Source organism: Bradyrhizobium sp. U531 (genome assembly GCF_051710265.1).
In the GTDB taxonomy this organism is placed as follows: Bacteria; Pseudomonadota; Alphaproteobacteria; order Rhizobiales; family Xanthobacteraceae; genus Bradyrhizobium.
This window is the reverse complement of record NZ_JASVEN010000016.1, coordinates 1-20,277: the sequence shown is the minus strand read 5'-3', so window position 1 is coordinate 20,277 and position 20,277 is coordinate 1. Positions and strand designations below refer to the sequence as shown.

18 protein-coding genes are annotated in these 20,277 nt (G+C 66.2%); 8 read left to right on the top strand and 10 right to left on the bottom strand.

Annotation, left to right across the window (positions count from 1 at the left end):
* Nucleotides 1-147 precede the first annotated feature (147 nt).
* On the top strand, nucleotides 148-1,545 hold the full coding sequence (locus QRQ56_RS37750) for an alginate export family protein (RefSeq protein ID WP_438746828.1): 1,398 nt from the start codon (nucleotides 148-150) through the stop codon (nucleotides 1,543-1,545).
* Between the two features lie 10 nt (nucleotides 1,546-1,555).
* On the opposite strand, the gene QRQ56_RS37745 is transcribed toward QRQ56_RS37750, so the two are convergent.
* Nucleotides 1,556-2,521, bottom strand: a complete 966-nt coding sequence (locus QRQ56_RS37745) for a VOC family protein (RefSeq protein WP_438746827.1) — start codon at nucleotides 2,519-2,521, stop codon at nucleotides 1,556-1,558.
* A 186-nt stretch (nucleotides 2,522-2,707) separates the two neighbouring features.
* Between QRQ56_RS37745 and QRQ56_RS37740 the strand changes: the two genes are divergently transcribed.
* Nucleotides 2,708-3,574, top strand: a complete 867-nt coding sequence (locus QRQ56_RS37740) for a S1C family serine protease (RefSeq protein WP_438746826.1) — start codon at nucleotides 2,708-2,710, stop codon at nucleotides 3,572-3,574.
* Nucleotides 3,571-3,942 carry a response regulator transcription factor gene (locus QRQ56_RS37735; protein ID WP_438746825.1) on the top strand — a complete coding sequence of 124 codons (372 nt, stop codon included), beginning with the start codon at nucleotides 3,571-3,573 and terminating at the stop codon, nucleotides 3,940-3,942. The genes QRQ56_RS37740 and QRQ56_RS37735 overlap by 4 nt, the downstream gene beginning before the upstream one ends.
* Here the strand turns inward: QRQ56_RS37735 and QRQ56_RS37730 are convergent.
* From QRQ56_RS37730 to QRQ56_RS37715, 4 genes are all read right to left on the bottom strand, one after another.
* Entirely contained in the window at nucleotides 3,937-5,004 is a 1,068-nt protein-coding gene (locus QRQ56_RS37730; RefSeq protein WP_438746824.1) for a sensor histidine kinase, read from the bottom strand. The two genes, QRQ56_RS37735 and QRQ56_RS37730, sit on opposite strands and share 6 nt — an antisense overlap.
* Nucleotides 4,991-5,683, bottom strand: a complete 693-nt coding sequence (locus tag QRQ56_RS37725; RefSeq protein ID WP_438746823.1) for a response regulator transcription factor — start codon at nucleotides 5,681-5,683, stop codon at nucleotides 4,991-4,993. The genes QRQ56_RS37730 and QRQ56_RS37725 overlap by 14 nt, the downstream gene beginning before the upstream one ends.
* A gap of 100 nt (nucleotides 5,684-5,783) precedes the next feature.
* Nucleotides 5,784-6,200, bottom strand: a complete 417-nt coding sequence (locus QRQ56_RS37720; protein ID WP_438746822.1) for a hypothetical protein — start codon at nucleotides 6,198-6,200, stop codon at nucleotides 5,784-5,786.
* Between the two features lie 291 nt (nucleotides 6,201-6,491).
* The gene (locus QRQ56_RS37715) at nucleotides 6,492-8,828 is read right to left on the bottom strand and encodes a Tex family protein (protein ID WP_438746821.1); all 2,337 of its coding nucleotides are present in this window, start codon (nucleotides 8,826-8,828) and stop codon (nucleotides 6,492-6,494) included.
* A 1,307-nt stretch (nucleotides 8,829-10,135) separates the two neighbouring features.
* Here QRQ56_RS37715 and QRQ56_RS37710 point away from each other — a divergent pair.
* Complete coding sequence (locus QRQ56_RS37710) at nucleotides 10,136-11,605, top strand: amidase (protein ID WP_438746820.1); 1,470 nt, start codon at nucleotides 10,136-10,138, stop codon at nucleotides 11,603-11,605.
* A 15-nt stretch (nucleotides 11,606-11,620) separates the two neighbouring features.
* On the opposite strand, the gene QRQ56_RS37705 is transcribed toward QRQ56_RS37710, so the two are convergent.
* Together QRQ56_RS37705 and QRQ56_RS37700 are read right to left on the bottom strand one after the other, a co-directional pair.
* Nucleotides 11,621-12,835 (bottom strand): LON peptidase substrate-binding domain-containing protein, encoded by a 1,215-nt coding sequence (locus QRQ56_RS37705; protein ID WP_438746819.1) that lies wholly within the window; start codon nucleotides 12,833-12,835, stop codon nucleotides 11,621-11,623.
* Between the two features lie 185 nt (nucleotides 12,836-13,020).
* Entirely contained in the window at nucleotides 13,021-13,341 is a 321-nt protein-coding gene (locus QRQ56_RS37700) for a hypothetical protein (protein ID WP_438746818.1), read from the bottom strand.
* 117 nt (nucleotides 13,342-13,458) lie between these two features.
* Between QRQ56_RS37700 and QRQ56_RS37695 the strand changes: the two genes are divergently transcribed.
* Together QRQ56_RS37695 and QRQ56_RS37690 are read left to right on the top strand one after the other, a co-directional pair.
* A complete protein-coding gene (locus QRQ56_RS37695) occupies nucleotides 13,459-14,367 on the top strand; it encodes a PaaI family thioesterase (RefSeq protein ID WP_438746817.1) in 909 nt (302 codons plus the stop codon).
* Nucleotides 14,368-14,434: 67 nt separating this feature from the next.
* Nucleotides 14,435-14,800, top strand: coding sequence for a hypothetical protein (locus tag QRQ56_RS37690; protein ID WP_438746816.1), 366 nt, complete (start codon nucleotides 14,435-14,437; stop codon nucleotides 14,798-14,800).
* On the opposite strand, the gene poxB is transcribed toward QRQ56_RS37690, so the two are convergent.
* The 3 genes from poxB to QRQ56_RS37675 form a co-directional block, all read right to left on the bottom strand.
* On the bottom strand, nucleotides 14,797-16,533 hold the full coding sequence (gene poxB, locus QRQ56_RS37685; protein WP_438746815.1) for a ubiquinone-dependent pyruvate dehydrogenase: 1,737 nt from the start codon (nucleotides 16,531-16,533) through the stop codon (nucleotides 14,797-14,799). The genes QRQ56_RS37690 and poxB overlap by 4 nt on opposite strands.
* A gap of 108 nt (nucleotides 16,534-16,641) precedes the next feature.
* Complete coding sequence (locus QRQ56_RS37680; protein WP_438746814.1) at nucleotides 16,642-17,274, bottom strand: 2-dehydro-3-deoxy-6-phosphogalactonate aldolase; 633 nt, start codon at nucleotides 17,272-17,274, stop codon at nucleotides 16,642-16,644.
* 14 nt (nucleotides 17,275-17,288) lie between these two features.
* Entirely contained in the window at nucleotides 17,289-18,200 is a 912-nt protein-coding gene (locus QRQ56_RS37675) for a 2-dehydro-3-deoxygalactonokinase (RefSeq protein WP_438746813.1), read from the bottom strand.
* Between the two features lie 214 nt (nucleotides 18,201-18,414).
* Here QRQ56_RS37675 and QRQ56_RS37670 point away from each other — a divergent pair, with 214 nt between their 5' ends.
* A complete protein-coding gene (locus QRQ56_RS37670; protein WP_438746812.1) occupies nucleotides 18,415-19,512 on the top strand; it encodes an LLM class flavin-dependent oxidoreductase in 1,098 nt (365 codons plus the stop codon).
* Nucleotides 19,513-19,633: 121 nt separating this feature from the next.
* The gene (locus QRQ56_RS37665) at nucleotides 19,634-20,155 is read left to right on the top strand and encodes a flavin reductase family protein (RefSeq protein ID WP_438746883.1); all 522 of its coding nucleotides are present in this window, start codon (nucleotides 19,634-19,636) and stop codon (nucleotides 20,153-20,155) included.
* The last annotated feature ends 122 nt before the right edge of the window (nucleotides 20,156-20,277 follow it).

Genomic DNA, 20,277 nt, shown 5'->3' with positions numbered 1-20,277 from the left:
GCAGGGGAGGAGCGCGCTGTCTCGCGCCGGCGTCGTTGGCTACGCGGCGCGGTATCGCAGGCAGTGTGCCGAGGGGCGTCGATGGTTGCGTTGTTGTCATGGCGAAGATCGGCCGCCCGCCATCTCGCCGCGAGCTTGATCCTCGCAATGTCCCTGCCGATTGCATCGGCGGCGGCGCAGGAGGAAGGATCGTCCAGTCAGGGCGGCGAAGCGCGCACCGAGGCAAAGCCGTTCCAGCTCTATCGCTGGAAAGAGGATTATTCCTATCTGGCCGGCAAGCCGCAGCCGAGCATGTGGGAGCGGCTCAAATATATCCCGATCGCGCAGTCGCCGGAGGTCTGGCTCTCGCTGGGCGGCGAGGCACGTTACCGGCTCGATCGCTACGCGCCTTACCTGTTCGGTCTCGGCAAAAGCGGCTTCGACTGGACATCCGGCCAGGAGCGCCTGTTTCAGCATTTCGATCTGCATCTCGGCCGAAATTTCCGGACCTTCGTGCAATTCGATGCGGCCTATGAAGACGGACGGCCGGTGCAACGCGCCTACGACCAGAGCCGGCCGGATATACGCCAGGCGTTCGTCGACGTCGTGCTGCCGATGGGGCCCGGCAACGTCATGCTTCGCGCCGGACGGGAGGAGCTCTATCTCGGCGATTCCCGCTGGCTTGCGGTTCGCGACCCCACCAACCTCAGGCGCTCGTTCAACGGCCTGCTCGCCGAATACGACGATCCCTCGCTGACCTTGCGCGCCTTCGCCGCGAACCCGGTCAACATCCAGTCCGGCGCGTTCGACGACAACACGCTCGGCTCGGAATTCTTCCGCGGCGCCTATGCCATCCTTCGCGAACCGCTCGCGCTTCCGCTGACGCTGGACGCCTATGTCTACGGCCGGCAGCAAGGAAGCGTGACCTATGCACGCGGCACGGCACCCGAGGATCGGTGGAGCGGAGGCGCCCGGGTCGCGGCGAAGCACCGCGGCTTCGAGCTCATTGGCGAGGCCACCTATCAATGGGGCTCGTTCGGCACCTCAGCGATCTCGGCCCTCGGCGCCTTCGGAGATTTCGGTTACAAATTTCCGCGGCTCGACGTCTTCGGCCAGGGCGCGTCCCCGAAGCTCGGCCTGCGTACCCACTATGCCAGCGGCGACGACAATTTGAAGGGCACGACCCTGCACACGTTCGCGGGCGCCTATCCGGCAGCGAGCGTGATCTCGGAGATGTCCCTGCTCTCCGCCTCGAACGTGACGAACCTGCAGCCCTATGGCCAGTTGTTCATCGCGAGCGGACTGGTCCTTGGCGCGAACTGGAACTTCGTGCGCAAGGCCACGACGGCCGATGCGGTCTACGGTCCGATCGGAACGCAGATCACGGCGAAGGGCTCGACATCGCTCGATGTCGCGCAGATCGGCCAGATCGACATGACCTGGAACGTCACTCGCTTTCTTCAGCTGCACGCGCTCTATGCACACGTCTTTGCGGGCGACTACATGCGCGCTGCAGGCGGACGCGATTTCGACTATTACCGCCTGCAATTGATGGCACGATGGTGAGCGGCAAAGCCTAGCCCTTGATCAGCCGCACCCGCGTGCCCCAGGGATCGACGGCCTCCAGGCCGCTGGCGAGCGTCGTCACCTGCACGCCGCCCTTGCGCAGGCGCTGCTCCTGGGCGGCGAGAATGTCCGGCTTTTCCGTCACCAGCGAGAACCAGGCAAGGCCCGTCGTCTGGTCGTCGCGCTGGCCCGCACCCTGGCTCTGCCACACGTTCATGCCGAGGTGATGGTGATAGCGGCCCGACGACAGGAACGCGGCGCCGTTGCGGCTGCGGGTCGGATCGAGACCGATCGCGCCATGATAGAAGTTTCCGGCCTGAGCAAGATCGCCGACGCGCAAGTGCATGTGGCCGATGCGCAGGCCCTCCGGCGCTCCGGCATAATCTGCTACGCGCGTGTTGGTCAGCGACAGCAGGTCGGGGATATTGAGCTCGTCCGTCGCCATCTTCACGCTGCCTTCGCTCCACTGCCATTGCGAGGGCTCGCGGTCCGCATAGACCTCGATGCCGTTGCCTTCGGGATCGTCGAGATAGACGGACTCGCTGACGAGATGATCGGCAAAGCCCGACAGCTTCACGCGATGCGAGGCGGCGTGAACCAGCCAGCGCGCGAGGTCCTTGCGGGTCGGCATCAGGAAGGCGGTGTGATAGAGGCCGGCGGCGTTGCGCGGCTCGATGGCCGCATCCGGCCGCGCCTCCAGCACCAGCAGCGTGATACCTGACGTGCCGAGCTTCGCCGCGGTTGCCGAGCGCTCCATCACGGTGAGCCCGATCACATCGCGATAGTAGTCGGCGACCGCGTCGAGGTTCTTCACCCGCAGCGTCACCATGCCGACCCGCATCGGCGTGCGGCTGGCATAGGTCGGCCCGCCGCCCTGCGGTGTCCCTTCGGCACGCGCTGCAGCCGCGGCGGCCATGGCGAGCGAGGTGGCGCCGGCGAGTTGAAGCAGGGTGCGGCGGGTGAGGTCGATGGTCATGAGGGCTCGCTGAACTCCTTGAGGCCGTGGGGCGCAATTGCCGGATTGCTACACGTTCCCGTGAGGCGCTCCCAATCACATGTTCGTCGGCCGTGGTCCTACGGGGCGCGGTCCGGTCCTGACCACCCGGCCAGTTTCGCAATCGCCCGCGACATCCCAGATTGAGGACAACACCAGGAGCCCGCCATGACTGATCTTAGTCCCCTGTCTTCACTCTCGTCCGCGCTCGCGGACCTCGTGGCGCGCACCGCGCCCGCGATCGTATCCGTGCATTCGCATCGCTCCCGCTCGACCGGGTTCGTCTGGAAAGGTGGCCTGATCGCCACCGCCGACGAGGCGCTGGCCGACGAGGGCGAGGTCGAGATCGGCCTGCCCGACGGCAGCAGGGTCGCCGCCACCATCGTGGGCCGCGATCACACCACCGATATCGCGCTGCTGCGCGCCGACATCGCGACAGCCCCGGTCAAGCTCGCCGCGACCGTTCCGCCGCTCGGCGCGTTGGCGATCGCGGTCGCCACCAATCGCGAGACGGCGAGCGCGGCGCTGGGGATGGTGTCGGCTTCCGGCAGCGGCTGGCGTTCCCTTCGCGGCGGCGAGATCGATGCGCGGATCGAGCTCGACATTCGCCTGCGTCCCGCCCAACAGGGCGGCCTTGCGCTCGACGCATCGGGGCAGGCGTTCGGCATGGCCGTGCTCGGCCCGCGCCGCGTGCTGGTGATCCCGACCGCGACGATCGAGCGCGTCGCGGCCCAGCTCGAGACGCGCGGCCGCATCGCGCGCGGCTATCTCGGCCTCGGGCTGCAGCCGGTGCGGCTCGACGACGGCATCGGTGCGATGGTGATGAATGTGGACAAGGCCGGCCCCTCGGCCGCGGCCGGCATCCGCCAGGGCGACGTGATCGTCGCCGTCAACGACCAGAAGCTGTCCGGCGTACGCGCGCTGTCGCGCTCCCTGGGGCCTGCCAGCGTCGGCACGGTGGTCGACGTCGCGGCGCGCCGCGGCGGCGAGCCGGTCAGCTTCAAGGTCACGGTCGGCGAGAGGCCCGAGGCGTGAGCACGGACAAGACACCGGACATCGTGCTGGCTCTGGAGATCGACGACCCCGCCCTCGCCGATCGCCTGGCGTCGCTGCTCGGCCATGTCGCCGGGCTGCGTCTTGCCGGGCCCGGCGAGCAGGCCTCAGCGACCATCGTCGCGCGTGACCCGCGCGTCATGCCGGAGGATATCGCGCTGACGCAGCGCGAGCTCGACGTGCTGGCGCTGATGGCCGAAGGCGCATCCAACAAGATGATCGCCCGCCGGCTCGGCATCTCCGTGCACACCGTCAAATTCCACGTCGGCTCGCTGCTCGACAAGCTCGATGCCACCGGCCGCACCGATGCGGTCGCGCATGCGGCCCGCCGCGGCGTGATCGAGCTATGATGCGGGGAAGCCGAGCTCGACCGTCAGGCCGGGGGCATTGTCGCGCAGCGTGATCTCCGTGCCATGAAGGCGCGCGACCGCGGCGACGAGGCTGAGGCCGAGACCATTGCCCGGCGTGTAACGGCTCTGCTCGAGCCGGTAGAAGCGCTTGAAGACGTGATCGCGCTGCCCGGGTGGAATGCCCGGACCGTCGTCGGCGATGGCGATCACCGCACCGCCATCCACGCTGCGGCAGGTCACGGTGACCTGCCCGCCCTTGCGGCCATGCTTGATCGCGTTGTCGACGAGATTGGCGATGGCATCGAACAGCAAGTCGCGATCGCCCGTGATCGCGACCTTCCGGTCCCCGGCAAGGCTGAGCTTTGTGGCGACCTGCTCGGCCGCGGCGTCGTAGAGCTCGACCACCTCGCCGGCGATTTCAGTCAGGTTCAGCGCGCGGAAGGCGCCGGTGCGGGCGCGGGTCTCGATCTCGGAGATCCGCGTGATGGAGGCGAACATGCCGAGCACGGCGTCGAGATCGGCGATGGTGTCGCCGATCAACGCGGCATCGGCCTCGCTGTTGCGGGGCGTATGATAGGCCTTCTCGAGCCGGCCGCGCATCCGCGTCAGCGGCGTGCGCAGATCGTGGGCGACGCTGTCGCTGACCTGCTTGACCTCGCCCATCAGCGTCTCGATGCGGTCGAGCATCTGGTTGAGGTTCTCGGCGACGCGGTCCCACTCGTCGTTGCTGCCGCGCAAGGGGATGCGCTGGTCGAGGCCAGACAGCATGATGGCCCGGCTGGTGGCGTTGATCTCCTCGATCCGCCCCACCGTGCGCCGCGTCACCAGCACCGCGGCAAGGCCCGCGAGCACCAGCAGCAGTACGGCAACCGCAGCCATTGCGAGCTCGATCATGCCGGTGAAGCCGTCATGGTCGACGGCGTGGCCGAGCCGGCCCTCCACATAGGCCAGCGTGCCGAAATAGACATAGGCCATGATCGCCGAGACGATCAGCCCGAATGCGGCGATCGCGATCAGCGCGAGGCGAAAGGTCGAGGAGCGAAGCGTCTTAGCCAGGAGCACGGAGGCAATATCCGATGCCGCGGATGGTGTGGATCAACGGATAGGCCTGGGCATCGTCGACCTTGCGGCGGACACGCCCGACATAGACGTCGATGATGTTGGTGGAGGGATCGAAATGCAGGTCCCAGACGTGCTGGAGCAGCATCGCGCGGGAGACCACGCGGCCCTCGTTGCGGACGAGATATTCGAGCAGCTGGAATTCGCGCGGCAGCAGCGGGATCTTGCGGCCCCGGCGGCTGGCGTTGCGCGCGATCAGGTCGATGGCGAGATCGCCGACCCGCAGCAGCGTCTCCTTGGCGATGGTCTCGCTGCGGCGGCCGAGCGCCTCGAGCCGCGCCAGCAATTCGATGAAGGAGAACGGCTTGACGAGATAGTCGTCACCGCCGGCGCGCAAGCCGCGCACGCGGTCGTCGACCTCGCCGAGCGCGGAAATGATCAGGAACGGCGCGGCCACGCCCTCGCCGCGCAATTGCCGCATCACGCTGATGCCGTCGATGTCGGGCAGCATGCGGTCGATCGTGATCACGGCATAATCGCGCGCGGCGCCGTGACTGAGCGCTTCGCGGCCGCTCGCTGCGAGATCGACGTCGTAGCCGGAGGTCGTCAATTCCTCGACGAGCTGGCCTGCGGTTTCCGGATCGTCCTCGACGACCAGGATGCGACGGTGACCTCCGGTCATGCAAAACTCCGCGCGACGATCGCCACCAGACTATCCCGTTCCGGGGCTGGACGGAACCGCCCGGTGGCGACCGCGACAATGGTGCGGTACGGCAATGCGACTACCAATAGTCTCCGCACACATTGACCCATTGCCATCCATAAGGCGTCCAGCTCCTGCGCCAGCAACCGTCATTGTAGCCGGCGTAGAAATAGGGTGCGCCGAAGACGGCAAAACGGCGGAAGTGATGATGATGGAAGGCGCCGTGGTGGCCGTGCCAGGCGCCGCCGGCAAAGCGCGGCCCGATCGCGGCATGCGCGAAGCGAGCGCCGCCGAAGGCGGGACCGCCAACATGGGCGAAGCGCGCGCCGCCCATCCCACCAACATGCATGCCGCCGGCGAAATGGCCGCCACCGCCGAAATGCCCGCCGCCGAAGCCGCCATGTCCGCCGCCGCCTCTGGCGAACACCGGCGAAGCAGCCGCCATTACCGCAGCGAGCGTCGCGGCGGCGAGGCCCCTGAGAAGCCTGTTGCTCATCGAAACATCCTCCTTGCCGTGCGGCGGTCTTGGCGCCGCACCAGGACGATCAGATGAGGGGAACAGGCAGGCGGGTTCAACTTACAAACACGCCAGATTCTGACGTGGGTGTTAGGGAGAGTGAGCCCTCCGCTCTCTCCACGTCATTGCGAGGAGCCCTTGCGACGAAGCAATCCAGACTGTTTCCGCTTAGACAGTCTGGATTGCTTCGCTGCGCTCGCAATGACGGCGGAGAGAGCGATCGCACATTCAACAGTTTACTTCTCCCCGCAGAACGGGGCGAGATTCAGCTCACACCCTTTTCCCGCCGCTCTTCTCGGCCGCGCGGCGCAGCGCTTCGGCGAGAGCACCACCGCCGCCGGACGACGAGTCCTGCTTGCGGGGGGCGGACGAGGTCATGCGGGAGGGGTTGCGCTGATTGTTGTCGCGCTGCATGCCGGGGGCATCCTTGGCGCCGACCTCGTCGTCGAGGCGGAGCGTCAGCGAGATGCGCTTGCGGGCCACCTCAAAGTCCAGCACCTTCACCTTGACGATGTCGCCGGGCTTCACCACCTCGCGCGGGTCCTTGATGTAGGTCCTGGACATCGCCGAGATGTGCACGAGGCCGTCCTGGTGCACGCCGATGTCGACGAAGGCGCCGAAGGCGGCGACGTTGGTCACGGTGCCCTCGAGGATCATGCCCTTCTTGAGATGCTTGATCTCCTCAACACCCTCCATGAACACCGCGGCCTTGAAGGCCGGGCGCGGGTCGCGGCCGGGCTTTTCCAACTCTTTCAAAATGTCGGTAACGGTCGGCAGACCGAAGGTCTCGTCGACGAAATCCTTGGGCTTCAGGGTGCGCACGATCTCGCTGGAGCCGATCAGCGCCTTGATGTCGCTCTTGGTCGCCGCGAGGATGCGGCGCACCACCGGATAGGCTTCCGGATGCACGCCGGAGGCATCGAGCGGGTCCTCGCCGCCGAGGATGCGCAGGAAGCCGGCGCACTGCTCGAACGCCTTCGGCCCGAGCCGCGGCACCTCCTTCAGGGCCTTGCGCGACTTGAACGGGCCGTTGGCGTCGCGGTGGGCCACGATGCTCTGGGCGAGGCCCGAGCCGACACCCGATACGCGCGCGAGCAGCGGCGCGGATGCGGTGTTAACGTCGACGCCGACCGCGTTCACGCAGTCCTCGACTACGGCATCCAGCGACTTGGCGAGCTTGGCCTGGCCGAGATCGTGCTGGTACTGGCCGACGCCGATCGCCTTGGGCTCGATCTTGACGAGCTCGGCGAGCGGATCCTGCAGACGGCGAGCGATCGAAACGGCGCCGCGCAGGGTGACGTCGAGACCCGGCAATTCTTCCGAGGCGAAGGCCGAGGCCGAATAGACCGACGCGCCGGCTTCCGACACCACGATCTTGTTCATCTTGAGATCAGGGAGGCCCTTGACCAGCTCGCCCGCGAGCTTGTCGGTCTCGCGCGAGGCGGTGCCGTTGCCGATCGCAATCAGCTCGACGCGATGCTTAATCGCGAGCTTGCCGAGGATCGCGAGCGCCTCGTTCCATTGCCGCTGCGGCTCGTGCGGATAGATCACGGCGGTGTCGACGACCTTGCCGGTCGCGTCGGTCACCGCGACCTTGACGCCGGTGCGGTAGCCGGGATCGAGGCCCAGGGTGGCGCGGGTGCCGGCCGGCGCGGCGAGCAGCAGATCGCGCAGGTTGGAGGCGAACACGCGCACGGCCTCGGTCTCGGCCGCATTCCACAGCCGCATGCGCAGATCGATGTTCAGATGCACCTGGATCTTGGTGCGCCAGGCCCAGCGCACGGTGTCGATCAGCCAGCGGTCGCCGGCGCGCTTGAGGTCGGCGATGCCGAACCGCTTCATGATCTTGAGTTCGTAGGCGCCGGGCACGCCGGGGGGCGGCGCTTCCTCGGCCTGGATCTGCAGGTCGAGGATCTCTTCCTTCTCGCCGCGGAACATCGCGAGGATGCGGTGCGATGGCAGCTTGGTCAGCGGCTCCGAGAAATCGAAATAGTCGGCGAACTTCTCGCCCTCGGTCTTCTTGCCGTCGCGCACCTTGGAGGCCATGCGCGCATTGGTCCACACCTCCTCGCGCAAGCTCCCGATCAGATCGGCGTCCTCGTCGAAACGTTCGACCAGGATGGCGCGGGCGCCGTCGAGCGCGGCGGCGGCATCGGCAACGCCCTTCTCGGCGTTGACAAAGCCTTCGGCCACCACTTTCGGATCGTTGCCGGGCTCGGTCATCAGCTGGTTGGCGAGCGGCTCGAGGCCGGCTTCCTTGGCAATCTCCGCCTTGGTGCGGCGCTTCGGCTTGAACGGGAGATAAATGTCTTCGAGGCGCGCCTTGCTGTCGGCGGCCAGAATCGAGGCCTCCAGCGCGGCATCGAGCTTGCCCTGCTCGCGGACTGATTCGAGGATGGCCTTGCGGCGGTCTTCCAGCTCGCGCAAATAGCCGAGGCGCTCCTCCAGGGTGCGCAATTGCGCGTCGTCGAGCGCACCGGTCGCTTCCTTGCGGTAGCGCGCGATGAAGGGAACCGTGGCGCCGCCATCGAGCAACGTCACCGTCGCCTCGACCTGCTCCGCCCGTACCCCAAGCTCCTGCGCAATTTTCTGGTTGATATTTGCCACGCGAGAATTCCTCTATCCAAGCACGCAATGCGGGGGCGAACCACCGACCACGGGACGCCGCTTATGGACCAACCAAGGTTGATTCATCAAGGTGCGGCGCGCAACCGTCGACAGAGGATTTTTTTGTTGAACCGATGCCATCCCGCCACAATCGTGGGGATGACGCGCGAACATTCCGCTCTCTTGTCCCGGACGCGCTGCAGCGCGCAAGCGATGCGGCGCTGAGCCGGGACCCAGGAGCGACACGGCAGGCGGCAAGATGGGCACCGGCTCTGCAGCGCATCGCCGGCGGCGCTGCGCTGCGTCCGGGGCACCGAGAATTGTGTGTGGCGCTGCTCTCTCCACGTCATTGCGAGGAGCCCTTGCGACGAAGCAATCCAGAATCCCTCCGCGGAGGGATTCTGGATTGCTTCGCTGCGCTCGCAATGACGGAGTATGACGCAACAGCATCGCTCTTCACCCACATCTCACTTGCAGACACACGTTCTCCTCCTCGCGGCCTGTTTCGCCCGAGTTTTGCTGTCCTGTTCACGCCCTCAACAGAAAAGAGCGCAGGGAAGGCCGGGCGCCGGCTGGCACCCGCTTGTCCGTCGTGCGATGAAATGCACACGCAATGCACAACGGAAGACAGGTGAAGCCGGAAACGTCCGGCCTTCCCTGCGCGATGTTTGACGGCGTATGGCGCGCTCTCCCGGGAGCCGAACTTTCCTTTGGCCTCCCTCGTCCTCGCAGATTAACGGCGCGCTTTGCCCGGTTGGGCGCGGCGCACCTCCGCAAGGCTTGACTGTAGCAACGACAGCCAGGACCACGCGATTTGGCCGTACGCTTCAGCGCCGCTCGTCCGCACGCGGCCGGGATCTCACGGGGTTGATCCCGCCCTACTCCCGCCTCTCGTGCACGACGCTGCCTGCGTCCACCGCTCCCCGATCCGCGGTTCGAAACGACGTACGACCGCCCCTTTCGCCGGATCAGGATGACCGACACATACGCCGAAACCGAATTTCGGTAAAGCGGAATATTTTTGCGCGCGTGGATTGACAGAAGCCCGACACAGGCACGGTCCCGTACCCCGAGTGAGCGCAGAGATACCCGGGATTTGGTGCGGCAGGCACGAAGGTCCCGGATGTCGCTTCGCTCATCCGGGCTACGGCCTGTCGGCTCCCGGGTTGCAGCGATCGCGCGACTGTCGGATTGAGACGAATCCTCACCCCTCCACCCCACGCAACCCTGCCCCTCGCGCCGGCTCGGTTGATTCAGGCGGCCCCTTGCGAAAAAGGTGGCGGCGCATCTGAGGGGATTTGAGTTTCATGACTTTGCCGATGACCTGGAATGAATGGGCGCAGCACGATGGTGTCGCGCTGGCGGGGCGTGTCCGCAAGGGCGAGCTGACGGCGCAGGAACTGGCGCGTCAGGCCGCCGCCGGCGTTGCCAAGGTCAATCCGGCGCTGTCGGGCGTGGTCGAGCTGTTCGAGGACGTGATCGCCGATCCCGCCAAGGACGGCGCCAATCTCGCGGGCCCCTTCGCCGGCCTGCCCTTCCTGATGAAGGATCTCGGGCCGACCATGAAGGGCCGGCTGCAGGAGATGGGCTCGCTGTTGATGCGCGGCAATCGCGCCGCGGCCGACACCTTCCTCACCGGCAAATTCCGTCAGGCCGGGCTCAATCTGATCGGACGCACCACGACGCCGGAATTCGGCGTGTGCTCCTCTGCCGACAATCCCGCCGTCTACGTCACCCGCAATCCCTGGAATACCGACTACACCACCTGCGGCTCGTCGGCGGGCAGCGCCGCGATGGTCGCGGCCGGCGTGGTGCCGATCGCGCATGCCACCGACGGCGGCGGCTCGATCCGCATTCCCGCCGGCGTCAACGGCAATATCGGCCTGAAGGTCTCGCGCGGCGTGTTCTCGCTCGCGCCGCACATGTCCGATCTCACCGGCCTCGTCTCGATCCAGGGCTGCCAGTCGCGCTCGGTGCGCGACACCGCCGCCTTCGTCGATCATGCCCGCGGGCCGGCGCCCGGCGAGTTCATGCCGTTCTGGACCACGGCGCAGCCCTATTCGGAGATGATCAAGCGTGATCCGTCAAAGCTCCGCATCGCGCTGTCGCACAGCTGGGGCGACTACACCGCGACGCCGGAACTCGCCGCCGAGCTGGAGAAGGCCGGCCGCTTCCTCGAAGGCCTCGGCCATCACGTCGACTACGCCCTGCCCGAGCTCGACTTTCGCGCCGCGTTCGAGGCGCAGACGATGTGCTACATCTCGAACTTCGCCGTGGTGATCTCCAACATGCTCGCCGCACGCGGGCTGGAAAAGCCGCCGGAAGATCTGATCGAGCCCATGAACATCCGGATCTGGGAAGCCGGCCGTCACACGACATTCGCCGAGCGCGCGAAGATGCAGGGCGTGTTCAACACCACATCACGCGGCTTCGGCAGCTTCTTCGAGCAATGGGACGTGATCCTGACGCCGATCACCGCGCTGCCGACGCCGAAGGTCGGCACGAAGGAATACCTGACCATCTCCGACAACCCTGATGTGCTCGACTGGTTCGGCAATCTCTGGCGCTTCTTCGCCTTCACGCCGCTCGCCAATCTCTGCGGCATGCCGGCGATCTCGATGCCGATGGCGGCCCAGGACCACGGCCTGCCGCTCGGCATCCAGGCCATCGCCAAGCAGGCGGGTGACGGCCTGTTGCTGCAGCTCGCCGCCCAGATCGAACGCGCACTCGACGGCAAGTGGAACGGCGGCATGAAGCCGAAGGTGCATGTGGGCTAGACCAGACCGCGCGCCTTAACCAACGCCTCGTGCAATCGCCTTGTCGACACGACCGCGCGACACGCCATGCTCCGCGAGCAGGCGTGCCGCGGGGCTTCGTGTTTCGGCAAACAGGGCCACAAGCGCATTGACGCCGGTGACCTCAGGATATCCGACTTCCTGGGCGAGGAACGGGGCGCGCTGATCGACGCGCTTGAACGCCGCCGTCGGCTCAGGACGCCCAGCGTCGATCACGATGTGCTTGAGTTCGTTGTCGAGATATTGCACGAGGCCTTGCCTGAGCTTGTCGAGATCGGCGTCGCAGGCGCACATCACGGCGGACGCATTCGCATCCTCGGTCATGGCCAGCAGCAAATGCTCAAGCGTCGTGTATTGATGGCGGCGCCGGTCAGCGTGCTCGAGCGCCAGCCGTTTCGTAGCCGCGTAGTTCGCCGAGACCGGCCGTTGCGACAGGTCGAGCAGCGCATCGATCCGTTCGAGCCGTTTCATGGGATCGAGCGTCGCCAACAGCTCGTATTTATCCTTGATGGGCAATTTCATCCGCGCCGCGACATTATCGGCGATCTGCCCGGCATCACGGGTTGAATCGAAGAACAGCCAGAGGTCCGGCACCAGAATTCCATGAGCCGCCGTATAGTCCTGGAAATGTTGATAGATCCTTCGGATCATTTCCCTGGCGTCGCGGACCGCCCCCTCACTGACCTCAACGACCGCGGCCTGATAGGCGAGCGCTTCAGCCGCAAAGCTGCGTAGCGCGACGCGCCGAAGGCCGCGCGTCAGCACCCTGAATGTGCCATCCTCAAGCGGCACCAGTTCGAGTAGTTGCGACAGGATGCCAATCTCGTAGACATCGGACAATCGAGGATCGTCGACGGCCGCCTCACGCTGGATCGCCAGCACGACTTCGCGCCCGCCGTCAAATGCCTGGTTCAGCGCCTGAACAGTGCTCTCACGGCCCACAAACAGCGGGTAGGTCGCGTTCGGAAACGGAACGAGGTCACGCAGCGGAACGGCAGGGTAGAGCGCCGTTGCCGTTTTCAGCTGTGCAACCGGCGCAGCCGGTTCACGCCGCTCGGCGTGAAGCAGCGCCGACAGCGTGTTCCAGTCGGCAAGGCCGAACATCTTCGACACCAGCTCCAGGCTCTCGCTGTGGCTGATGGTGACGGCCTTGGTGGTCAGGGATTCGCGCAGGGTCTGCGCCATAGCCTTTGCATCGCGAAAATCGCGCATCGGTTCGTCCTCTGCATGAGCGATCCAGATGTATCAGGCGGTTGCGTTGCTGACCCGGACGCTCGGGCAAAGGGGGAGGCCGATGAAGGCTCGATACGTTCACCATTCCACAAAGGGTGCAACCGGCAGGTCGTATCAACCTGCACGGAAGGTGGCGCAAAGAGAAATCGCTGTCAATTGCGATCTCAGTTCTTCACCGCCGGAATCTCCTCCGCCGCCGGCTGCTTCTGGCCTTGCTGGTACATCGCCAGCGCCTTGTCGAGGGCCTCGCGCAGCGCCAGCGCCGCGGCGACGCTGCAGCGCAGATGCGCGGTCTGGATCACGTCGACGCGGACGGCGGCGCCGACCGGCATCAGGAGGTTCGCGGCGAGCTCGATCTGGATCGCGCCGTTGTGATGGCCGAAGCAGGACGCACCGTCGAAATAGACGATCGGCGCCCGCTCCGAGCTGGAGCTGGAAATGATGACGGGCCCCTGGTTCGCGGCGGGCATTTCGGGGTCGGCCATGGGCGCTCCTTGCAGCTAAACGACGAACGAAGCGCCCACCATCGGTGCTTTGGCCCGCCCTGTCGAGGCCCATTCAGGGGTTTTGCGCGGCGCCCGACACTGGTCTAGAACCTTCCCATGAGCACCAATCCGACCACGATTCCGTTCGAGGAACTCGCCGAGGCGATCAAGGGCCGCCGCTCCGACTACGGCCATATCAGCGGGCTCCAGCTCGACCGCTTCGCGCCGGCCGAGGCCTGGTCGAGCCTGCCTTATCGGCCCGTCTTCGTCGGCGACACCGACACCGGCGTGCTGCATGGCGGCGTCGTCACCGCGATGCTGGACGAGAGCTGCGGCATGGCGGTGCAACTCGCGCTCGACGGCACGCGCGCGATCGCGACGCTCGACTTGCGCATTGACTACCAGAAGCCGGCGACGCCCGGGCTCGACATCAAGGCGCATTCGGTCTGCTACCGCACCACGCGCTCGATCGCCTTCGTGCGCTCGACCGCCTATCAGGAGTCCGAGGACGATCCGGTGGCGACCGCGACCGCCTGCTTCATGATCGGCGCCAACCGCACCAACATGCTCGCCGACCGAAGGATGGATGCACGTAACGTCCCGGTGCTGGAGGCGCCGGAGGATCCCGACGGACCGTTCGCACGCAGTCCGTTCGCGCGCGCGCTCGGCATCCGCGTCAACGACGACGGCACGCTGACGATGCCGTTCTCGCCGAAGATCATCGGCAACCCGATCCTGCCCGCGATCCACGGCGGCATGACCGGCGCCTTCCTCGAGACCACGGCCGTCATCGGCGTCGCGCGCGAGCTCGGCGCCGCCGCGCCGCCCAAGCCGATCGGGCTCACCGTCAACTATTTGCGTTCCGGCCGCGCGCTCGACACGTTCGCCAACGTCTCGATCGTGAAGCAGGGCCGCCGCATCGTCGCCTTCGAGGCGCGCGCCTGGCAGGACGATGCGGAGAAGCCGATCGCCACCGCTTTCGGCCATTTCATGCTGCGCCCGACGCCGGGAAGTGACGAGGAATAGGCGCATTTTGACTTGACGGCCGCGGTTCCGGCCACAACGATGGTACGTCTCCGCCAGAGGTATTGGATTGCGGCATCCGCTCGACATCGTTGCCATGTTCGCCGCCCTCTGGCTGCTGGCCTCGATGATGCTCGACGCGGTGACGCCGAAGGAGTTGAACGCGGTCATGATCGCGGTTGCGATCGGCCCCGCGATCGTCATCACCGCCGTGTTCTACTATCTGCGCTGCCCGCGAACGGATTTCGCGGTGATGTTCGCGGCGCTCTGGCTGATCTCGGACATCGCCATTGCCTTCATCTCGCCGGCGCAGCTGCCGCACTTCCTGATCGTGCTCGGCTTCCTGCCCGCCCTGCTGATCGGCGCCGTGCTGCATTGGCAACGCTTCCAGCGCCGTCATGAACGGCTTCCCGTGCCGTCGGCAAAGCGCGGCTAGCGCGGCAGCAGATTCGTCTTCGCGAGATCGAGCACCTCGTCGCCACGGCCGTTCATCACCGCGCGCAGCACCCAGAGGCTGAAGCCCTTGACTTGTTCCGCCGTAATGGTCGGCGGCATCGACAGCTCCTGCTTGGCGGTGACGACGTCGAGCAACGCCGGCCCGTCATGGGCGAGCATCTCCTTGACCGCACCGGGCAGCTCGCCGGGATCCTCGACGCGTTTGGCGAAGATGCCCATCGCGCGCGCCATCGCGGCGAAGTCCGGATTCTTCAGATCGACATTGGTGTCGACGAAGCCCGCCGCCTTCATCTCCAGCGCGACGAAGCCGAGCACGCCGTTGTTGAAGACGACTACCTTCACCGGCAGCTTCTCCTGCGTCAGCGTGATGAGATCGCCCATCAGCATGGTGAAGCCGCCGTCGCCTGACAGCGAGATCACCTGGCGGCCGGGCTGCGAAGCCTGCGCGCCGATCGCCTGCGGCATCGCGTTGGCCATCGAACCATGCACGAAGGAGCCGATCAGCCGGCGGCGGCCGTTCATGCCGAGATAGCGCGCGGCCCACACCGTGGGCGTGCCGACATCGGCGGTGAAGACGGCGTCGTCCGAGGCATGATCGCTGACGACCTTTGCGAGGTATTGCGGGTGGATCGGCTTGGTGCCCGGCGTGCCCTTCGCCAGCGAGTCCAGGCCCTCGCGCGCCTTCTTGTAATGCGCGACGGCGTCGTCGAGATGCCCACGTTGCGTCTTCGCCTTCAGCAGCGGCAGCAGCGCCTCGATGGTCAGCTTGACGTCGCCGACGAGGCCGAGATCGATCTTGCAGCGGCGGCCGAGATTCTCCGGGCGGATGTCGATCTGCGCGACCTTGGCGTCTGCAGGGAAGAACTGCTTGTAGGGAAAATCGGTGCCGAGCATCACCAGCGTGTCGCAGGCGTGCATGGCGGCATAGCCCGAGGAGAAGCCGATGAAGCCGGTCATGCCGACGTCGTAAGGATTGTCGTATTCGACATGCTCCTTGCCGCCGAGCGCATGCACGATCGGGCTCTTCAGCGCCTCGGCAAGCTGCATCAGCGGCGCGTGCGCGCCGGCGCAGCCACGGCCGCAGAACAAGGTGACGCGCTCGGCGCTATTGAGGAGATCGGCGAGCGCATCGAGCTCATCGGCCTGCGGCACCACTTTCGGCGCCACCACGCTGAGGCCACGCGTCGTCGACAATGCACGCTTGGGCGGGCTGCGGAAGGCGACGTCGCCGGGCATGGCGACGACGGCGACGCCGCGCAGGCCCACCGCCGCGCGTATCGCATTCTCCAGCACGAAGGGAAGCTGGCTGGGGTCGGAGACCAGCTCGCAATAATGGCTGCATTCGCGGAACAGGTTCTGCGGATGCGTCTCCTGGAAATAGCCGCCGCCGATCTCCGCGGTCGGGATCTGAGCGGCGATCGCCAGCACGGGGACGCGGCTGCGATGCGCGTCGAACAGGCCGTTGATCAGATGCAAATTGCCGGGGCCGCAGGAGCCCGCACACACCGCAAGGCTGCCGGTCATCTCGGCTTCACCGGCGGCGGCGAAGGCGGCGACCTCCTCGTGGCGGACATGAACCCATTCGATCGTGCCGCGGCGGCGCAGTGCTTCGGTCAGTGCATTCAGGCTGTCGCCGACGATGCCGTAGATGCGCTTGACGCCGGCCTGTTCCAGCGTTTCCACGAACAGATCGGCGACGTTGTTGATTGCCATGTCGGTCTCCTGCTGCGCCGGTCACGCTACACGATGTATCGCCCTCAGCATCGCGGCAATATGAGGCACAATTGCCGATGACGGGTTCACGGCTGGTTTATTGCCGGCTCAGCCTTTCGCAATCGCCCGATCATAGGCCGCGATCGTCACCTTCGCTCGCTCGGCGACTTCCACTGCCGTCATGCCGGGCTTGTAGAGGCTGGAGCCGAGCCCGAACGCGGTGACGCCGCCCTTGATGTATTCGGCAAAGTTCTGGTCGGAGACGCCGCCGACCGCGGCGATCATCACGCCCGATGGCAGCACCGCCTTGATCGCGGCGATCCCGGCGGCCCCCAGCACGCTCGCCGGAAAGAACTTCAATCCCGATGCGCCCGAGCGCGCGGCCAGCAGCGCCTCGGTCGGCGAGAACACGCCGGGCAGCGTCACCATGGCGTATTGGTGTGCGCGCACGAGCACCTGCGTGTCGACATTCGGCGACACCATCAGCTTGCCGCCGACGTCGTTGAGGCGGTCGACATCCGCGGTGGCCAGAACCGTGCCGGCGCCGATCAGCACGCTTGGCGGCGCGAGCTTCACGGCCGCCGCGATGGAGCGGAACGGATCGGGCGAGTTGAGGGGAATCTCGATCGCAGTCATGCCGGCCTCGATCAGGACGCCGACGATGGCCTCGGTCTCCTCCGGCTTGACGCCGCGCAGGATCGCGACCAGCGGACGCTGCATCGGTGGAAAGGGAACGGTCATCGCAAAAAATCCTTCTATTTCGTCCAGATCGCCGCGGCCGCCATCGACAGGCCGCGGCGGACGGCTTCATCCGCATCGATCGGCTGCACTGTGATCGACACTGCGTCGAAGGCGTAACGATACAGCGCCGCGAGCCGGCCCGAGGCAATCAGCGTGACGCCTGCTTTCGGCACGGTGCCGGACAAGCCCGCCGCCAGCTCGGCGCCGATCAAGGTGCCCGACAGCGTCTCGCGCGCGACGGCAGGCGTGCCGCCGAACAGCAATTGGCGCGAACGCGCCGTGAACAGGAGATTGGCGGCGAACGCCGGCGCCGCATAGGCAGACTTCACCGCGGCCTTGAAGCTTGCGACATCCTCGGCCTCTTCGGCGCCTGCGATCGCGAGCGACAGGATCGTCTCGCGCGAGACCGCGCTGAACAGCTCGCCGGTCATGAAGGTGGAGAAGCGTTCGACAATTCCGTTCTTCACCCGCACCCATTTCGAATGCGTGCCGGGCATGCAGACCAGCGCCTCGCTCCCGGCCTCGAGGCCAAGTGCGCCGAGCAGTTGCGTCTCCTCGCCGCGCATGACGTCCGGCGCGCTTTCCTCACGCTGCGCGATGCCGGGCAGGATGCGGATGTCGCGTTCGCCGGGAACGCGCGCCGCCTGCTTCAGGACGGCCGCGAGCGGCGCCGGCGTGTCGACATAGCCGGCCTCGACCCAGCCGGTCTTGGCGCCGGCCATGCCGCAGACCAGCACCGGCAGATGAGCAGGCGCTTCGACGGCTGAAAGATGCGCTTGCAGCACGGCGGGAAAGCCGGCCCTGGCCGCCGCCAGCATGCCTTCATCGCTGCGCCGCTCGGCCAGCACCTCGCCGGCACGATCGACCAGCCACAGGCGAAAGCTGCTGGTGCCCCAGTCCACCGCGACATAAGCGGGTTCGGTCATTCGAAACTGTCCTCGTCTCACCGCCGGGATGCCGTCTCGCGACAATGAGACGACCTCTTGCGGGTCTGTGCCGAGATACCGGCTATTGTGCGGGCAAACCAGCCCTTTCTCATCGATCTGGAGCTGCGCGGCGCTGGCACAGCGCTTGCTGAAGCCTTCCCGCTCAACTCCGTCAACGCGCGACAAGACGCGTCAACATCAGATGAGGAAACCCATGGAGATCGGCTATTTCACGATGCCTTCGCATCCGCCGGAGTGCGGCCTGAAGGAAGGAAACGACTGGGACCTGCAGGTCATGCGCTGGCTCGACGAGCTCGGCTATCAGGAGGCCTGGGTCGGCGAGCACCACACCGCGCCCTGGGAACCGAATCCCACGCCGGACCTTCTGATCGCTCAGGCCCTGCTGCAGACCAAGAAGCTGCGCATCGGACCGGGCGGCTTTCTGCTGCCCTATCACCACCCGGCCGAGCTCGCCAACCGCGTTGCGATGCTCGACCATCTCTCCGAGGGCCGGCTGAATTTCGGCGTGGCGGCGTCGGGGCTGCCGAGCGACTGGGCGATGTTCAACGTCGACGGCATGAGCGGCCAGAACCGCGACATGACGCGCGAGGCGCTGGAAATCATCCTCAGGCTATGGACCGAGCCTGCGCCCTTCACCCACAAGGGCAAGTTCTGGACGGTGACCAAGCCGGACACGATGTTCGACTTCCTGAAACCCCACATCAAGCCGTTGCAGGCGCCGCATCCGCCGATCGGCGTTGCCGGGCTCTCGAAGAACTCGGACACGCTGAAGCTCGCCGGCGAGCGTGGCTTCATCCCGATGAGCCTCAACCTCAACCCCGCCTATGTCTCGAGCCATTGGGACTCGGTCGAGATCGGGGCCGCCAAGACCGGCCGCAAGCCGAACCGTGCGGACTGGCGGCTGGTGCGCGAGGTCTTCGTCGCCGACACAGACGAGGAGGCGTGGCGGCTCTCGACCGGCGACATGATGGGCCGGATGATGAGCGAGTACTTCCTGCCGCTGCTCGGCCATTTCGGGTTCAAGGACTATCTGAAGCACGCGCCCGACGTGCCGGACAGTGATGTCACCGTCGAATATTGCGCCAAGCGGAACTGGATCGTCGGCTCGCCCTCGACCGTCGCCGAGAAGATCGAGAAGATATACGACGAGGTCGGCGGCTTCGGCGTGCTGCTGGTGTTCGGCTTCGACTACAAGCACAAGGCCGAAGCCTGGCACCACTCGCTCTCGCTCCTGAAGAACGAGGTGATGCCGCGCCTTGCGCATCTCGGCTCCGCAAAGAAGGCGGCTTGACGCTTGGCGGGTGCGGCGCGACTCTGCCGCACCCGTTTCCATTTTCGGAGGTTTCCGCGTGACGGCAGACGCCACTCCTCTCGACGCCACTCCTCTCGACCCCAAGGACTTCAAGCAGGCTATGCGCCAATGCGCCGGCGCCGTGGCGCTGGTGACGGTCGGCGCCGAGCACGGCAAGCGCACCGGACTGACGGTGACCTCGGCCTGCTCGCTGTCGGACTCCCCGCCCTCGCTGATCGTCTGCGTCAACCGCAACGCCAGCGCGCATGGGCGCATCCGCGAGGAAGGCGCGTTCGCGATCAACTTCCTGCACGAGGATCACGCGCTGCTCGCGCTCACCTTCAGCGGCCAGAAGGGCGTCAACGGCGACGACCGCTTTGCCTTCGGCCAATGGAGGCGCGGCGTGACCGGCGCGCCGGTGCTGACGGACGCGGTCGCAGCGTTCGACTGCGTGCTGGCGCAGGAATTCGAGACGACGACGCATTCGATCTTCGTCGGCGAGGTGCGTGGGGTAGCGCATCTGGCCTCGGCCGCGCCACTGGTCTACCTGCGCAGCAGTTTTCACACGCCACATGAAATGCGCGAAACGGTCACGGTCGGCGACCTCGATTCGCGGCATTTGAGCTGGACGGATTTTTCGTAGAGGACCGCAAGCTCGGTGCCCTTCCCTTCTCCCCTTGTGGGAGAAGGTGGCGCGATGTCCAGACCGGATAGATAGGTAACAAAGTAGACCGGATGGATGGGTGACAGTTCTCTGTCGGCTGG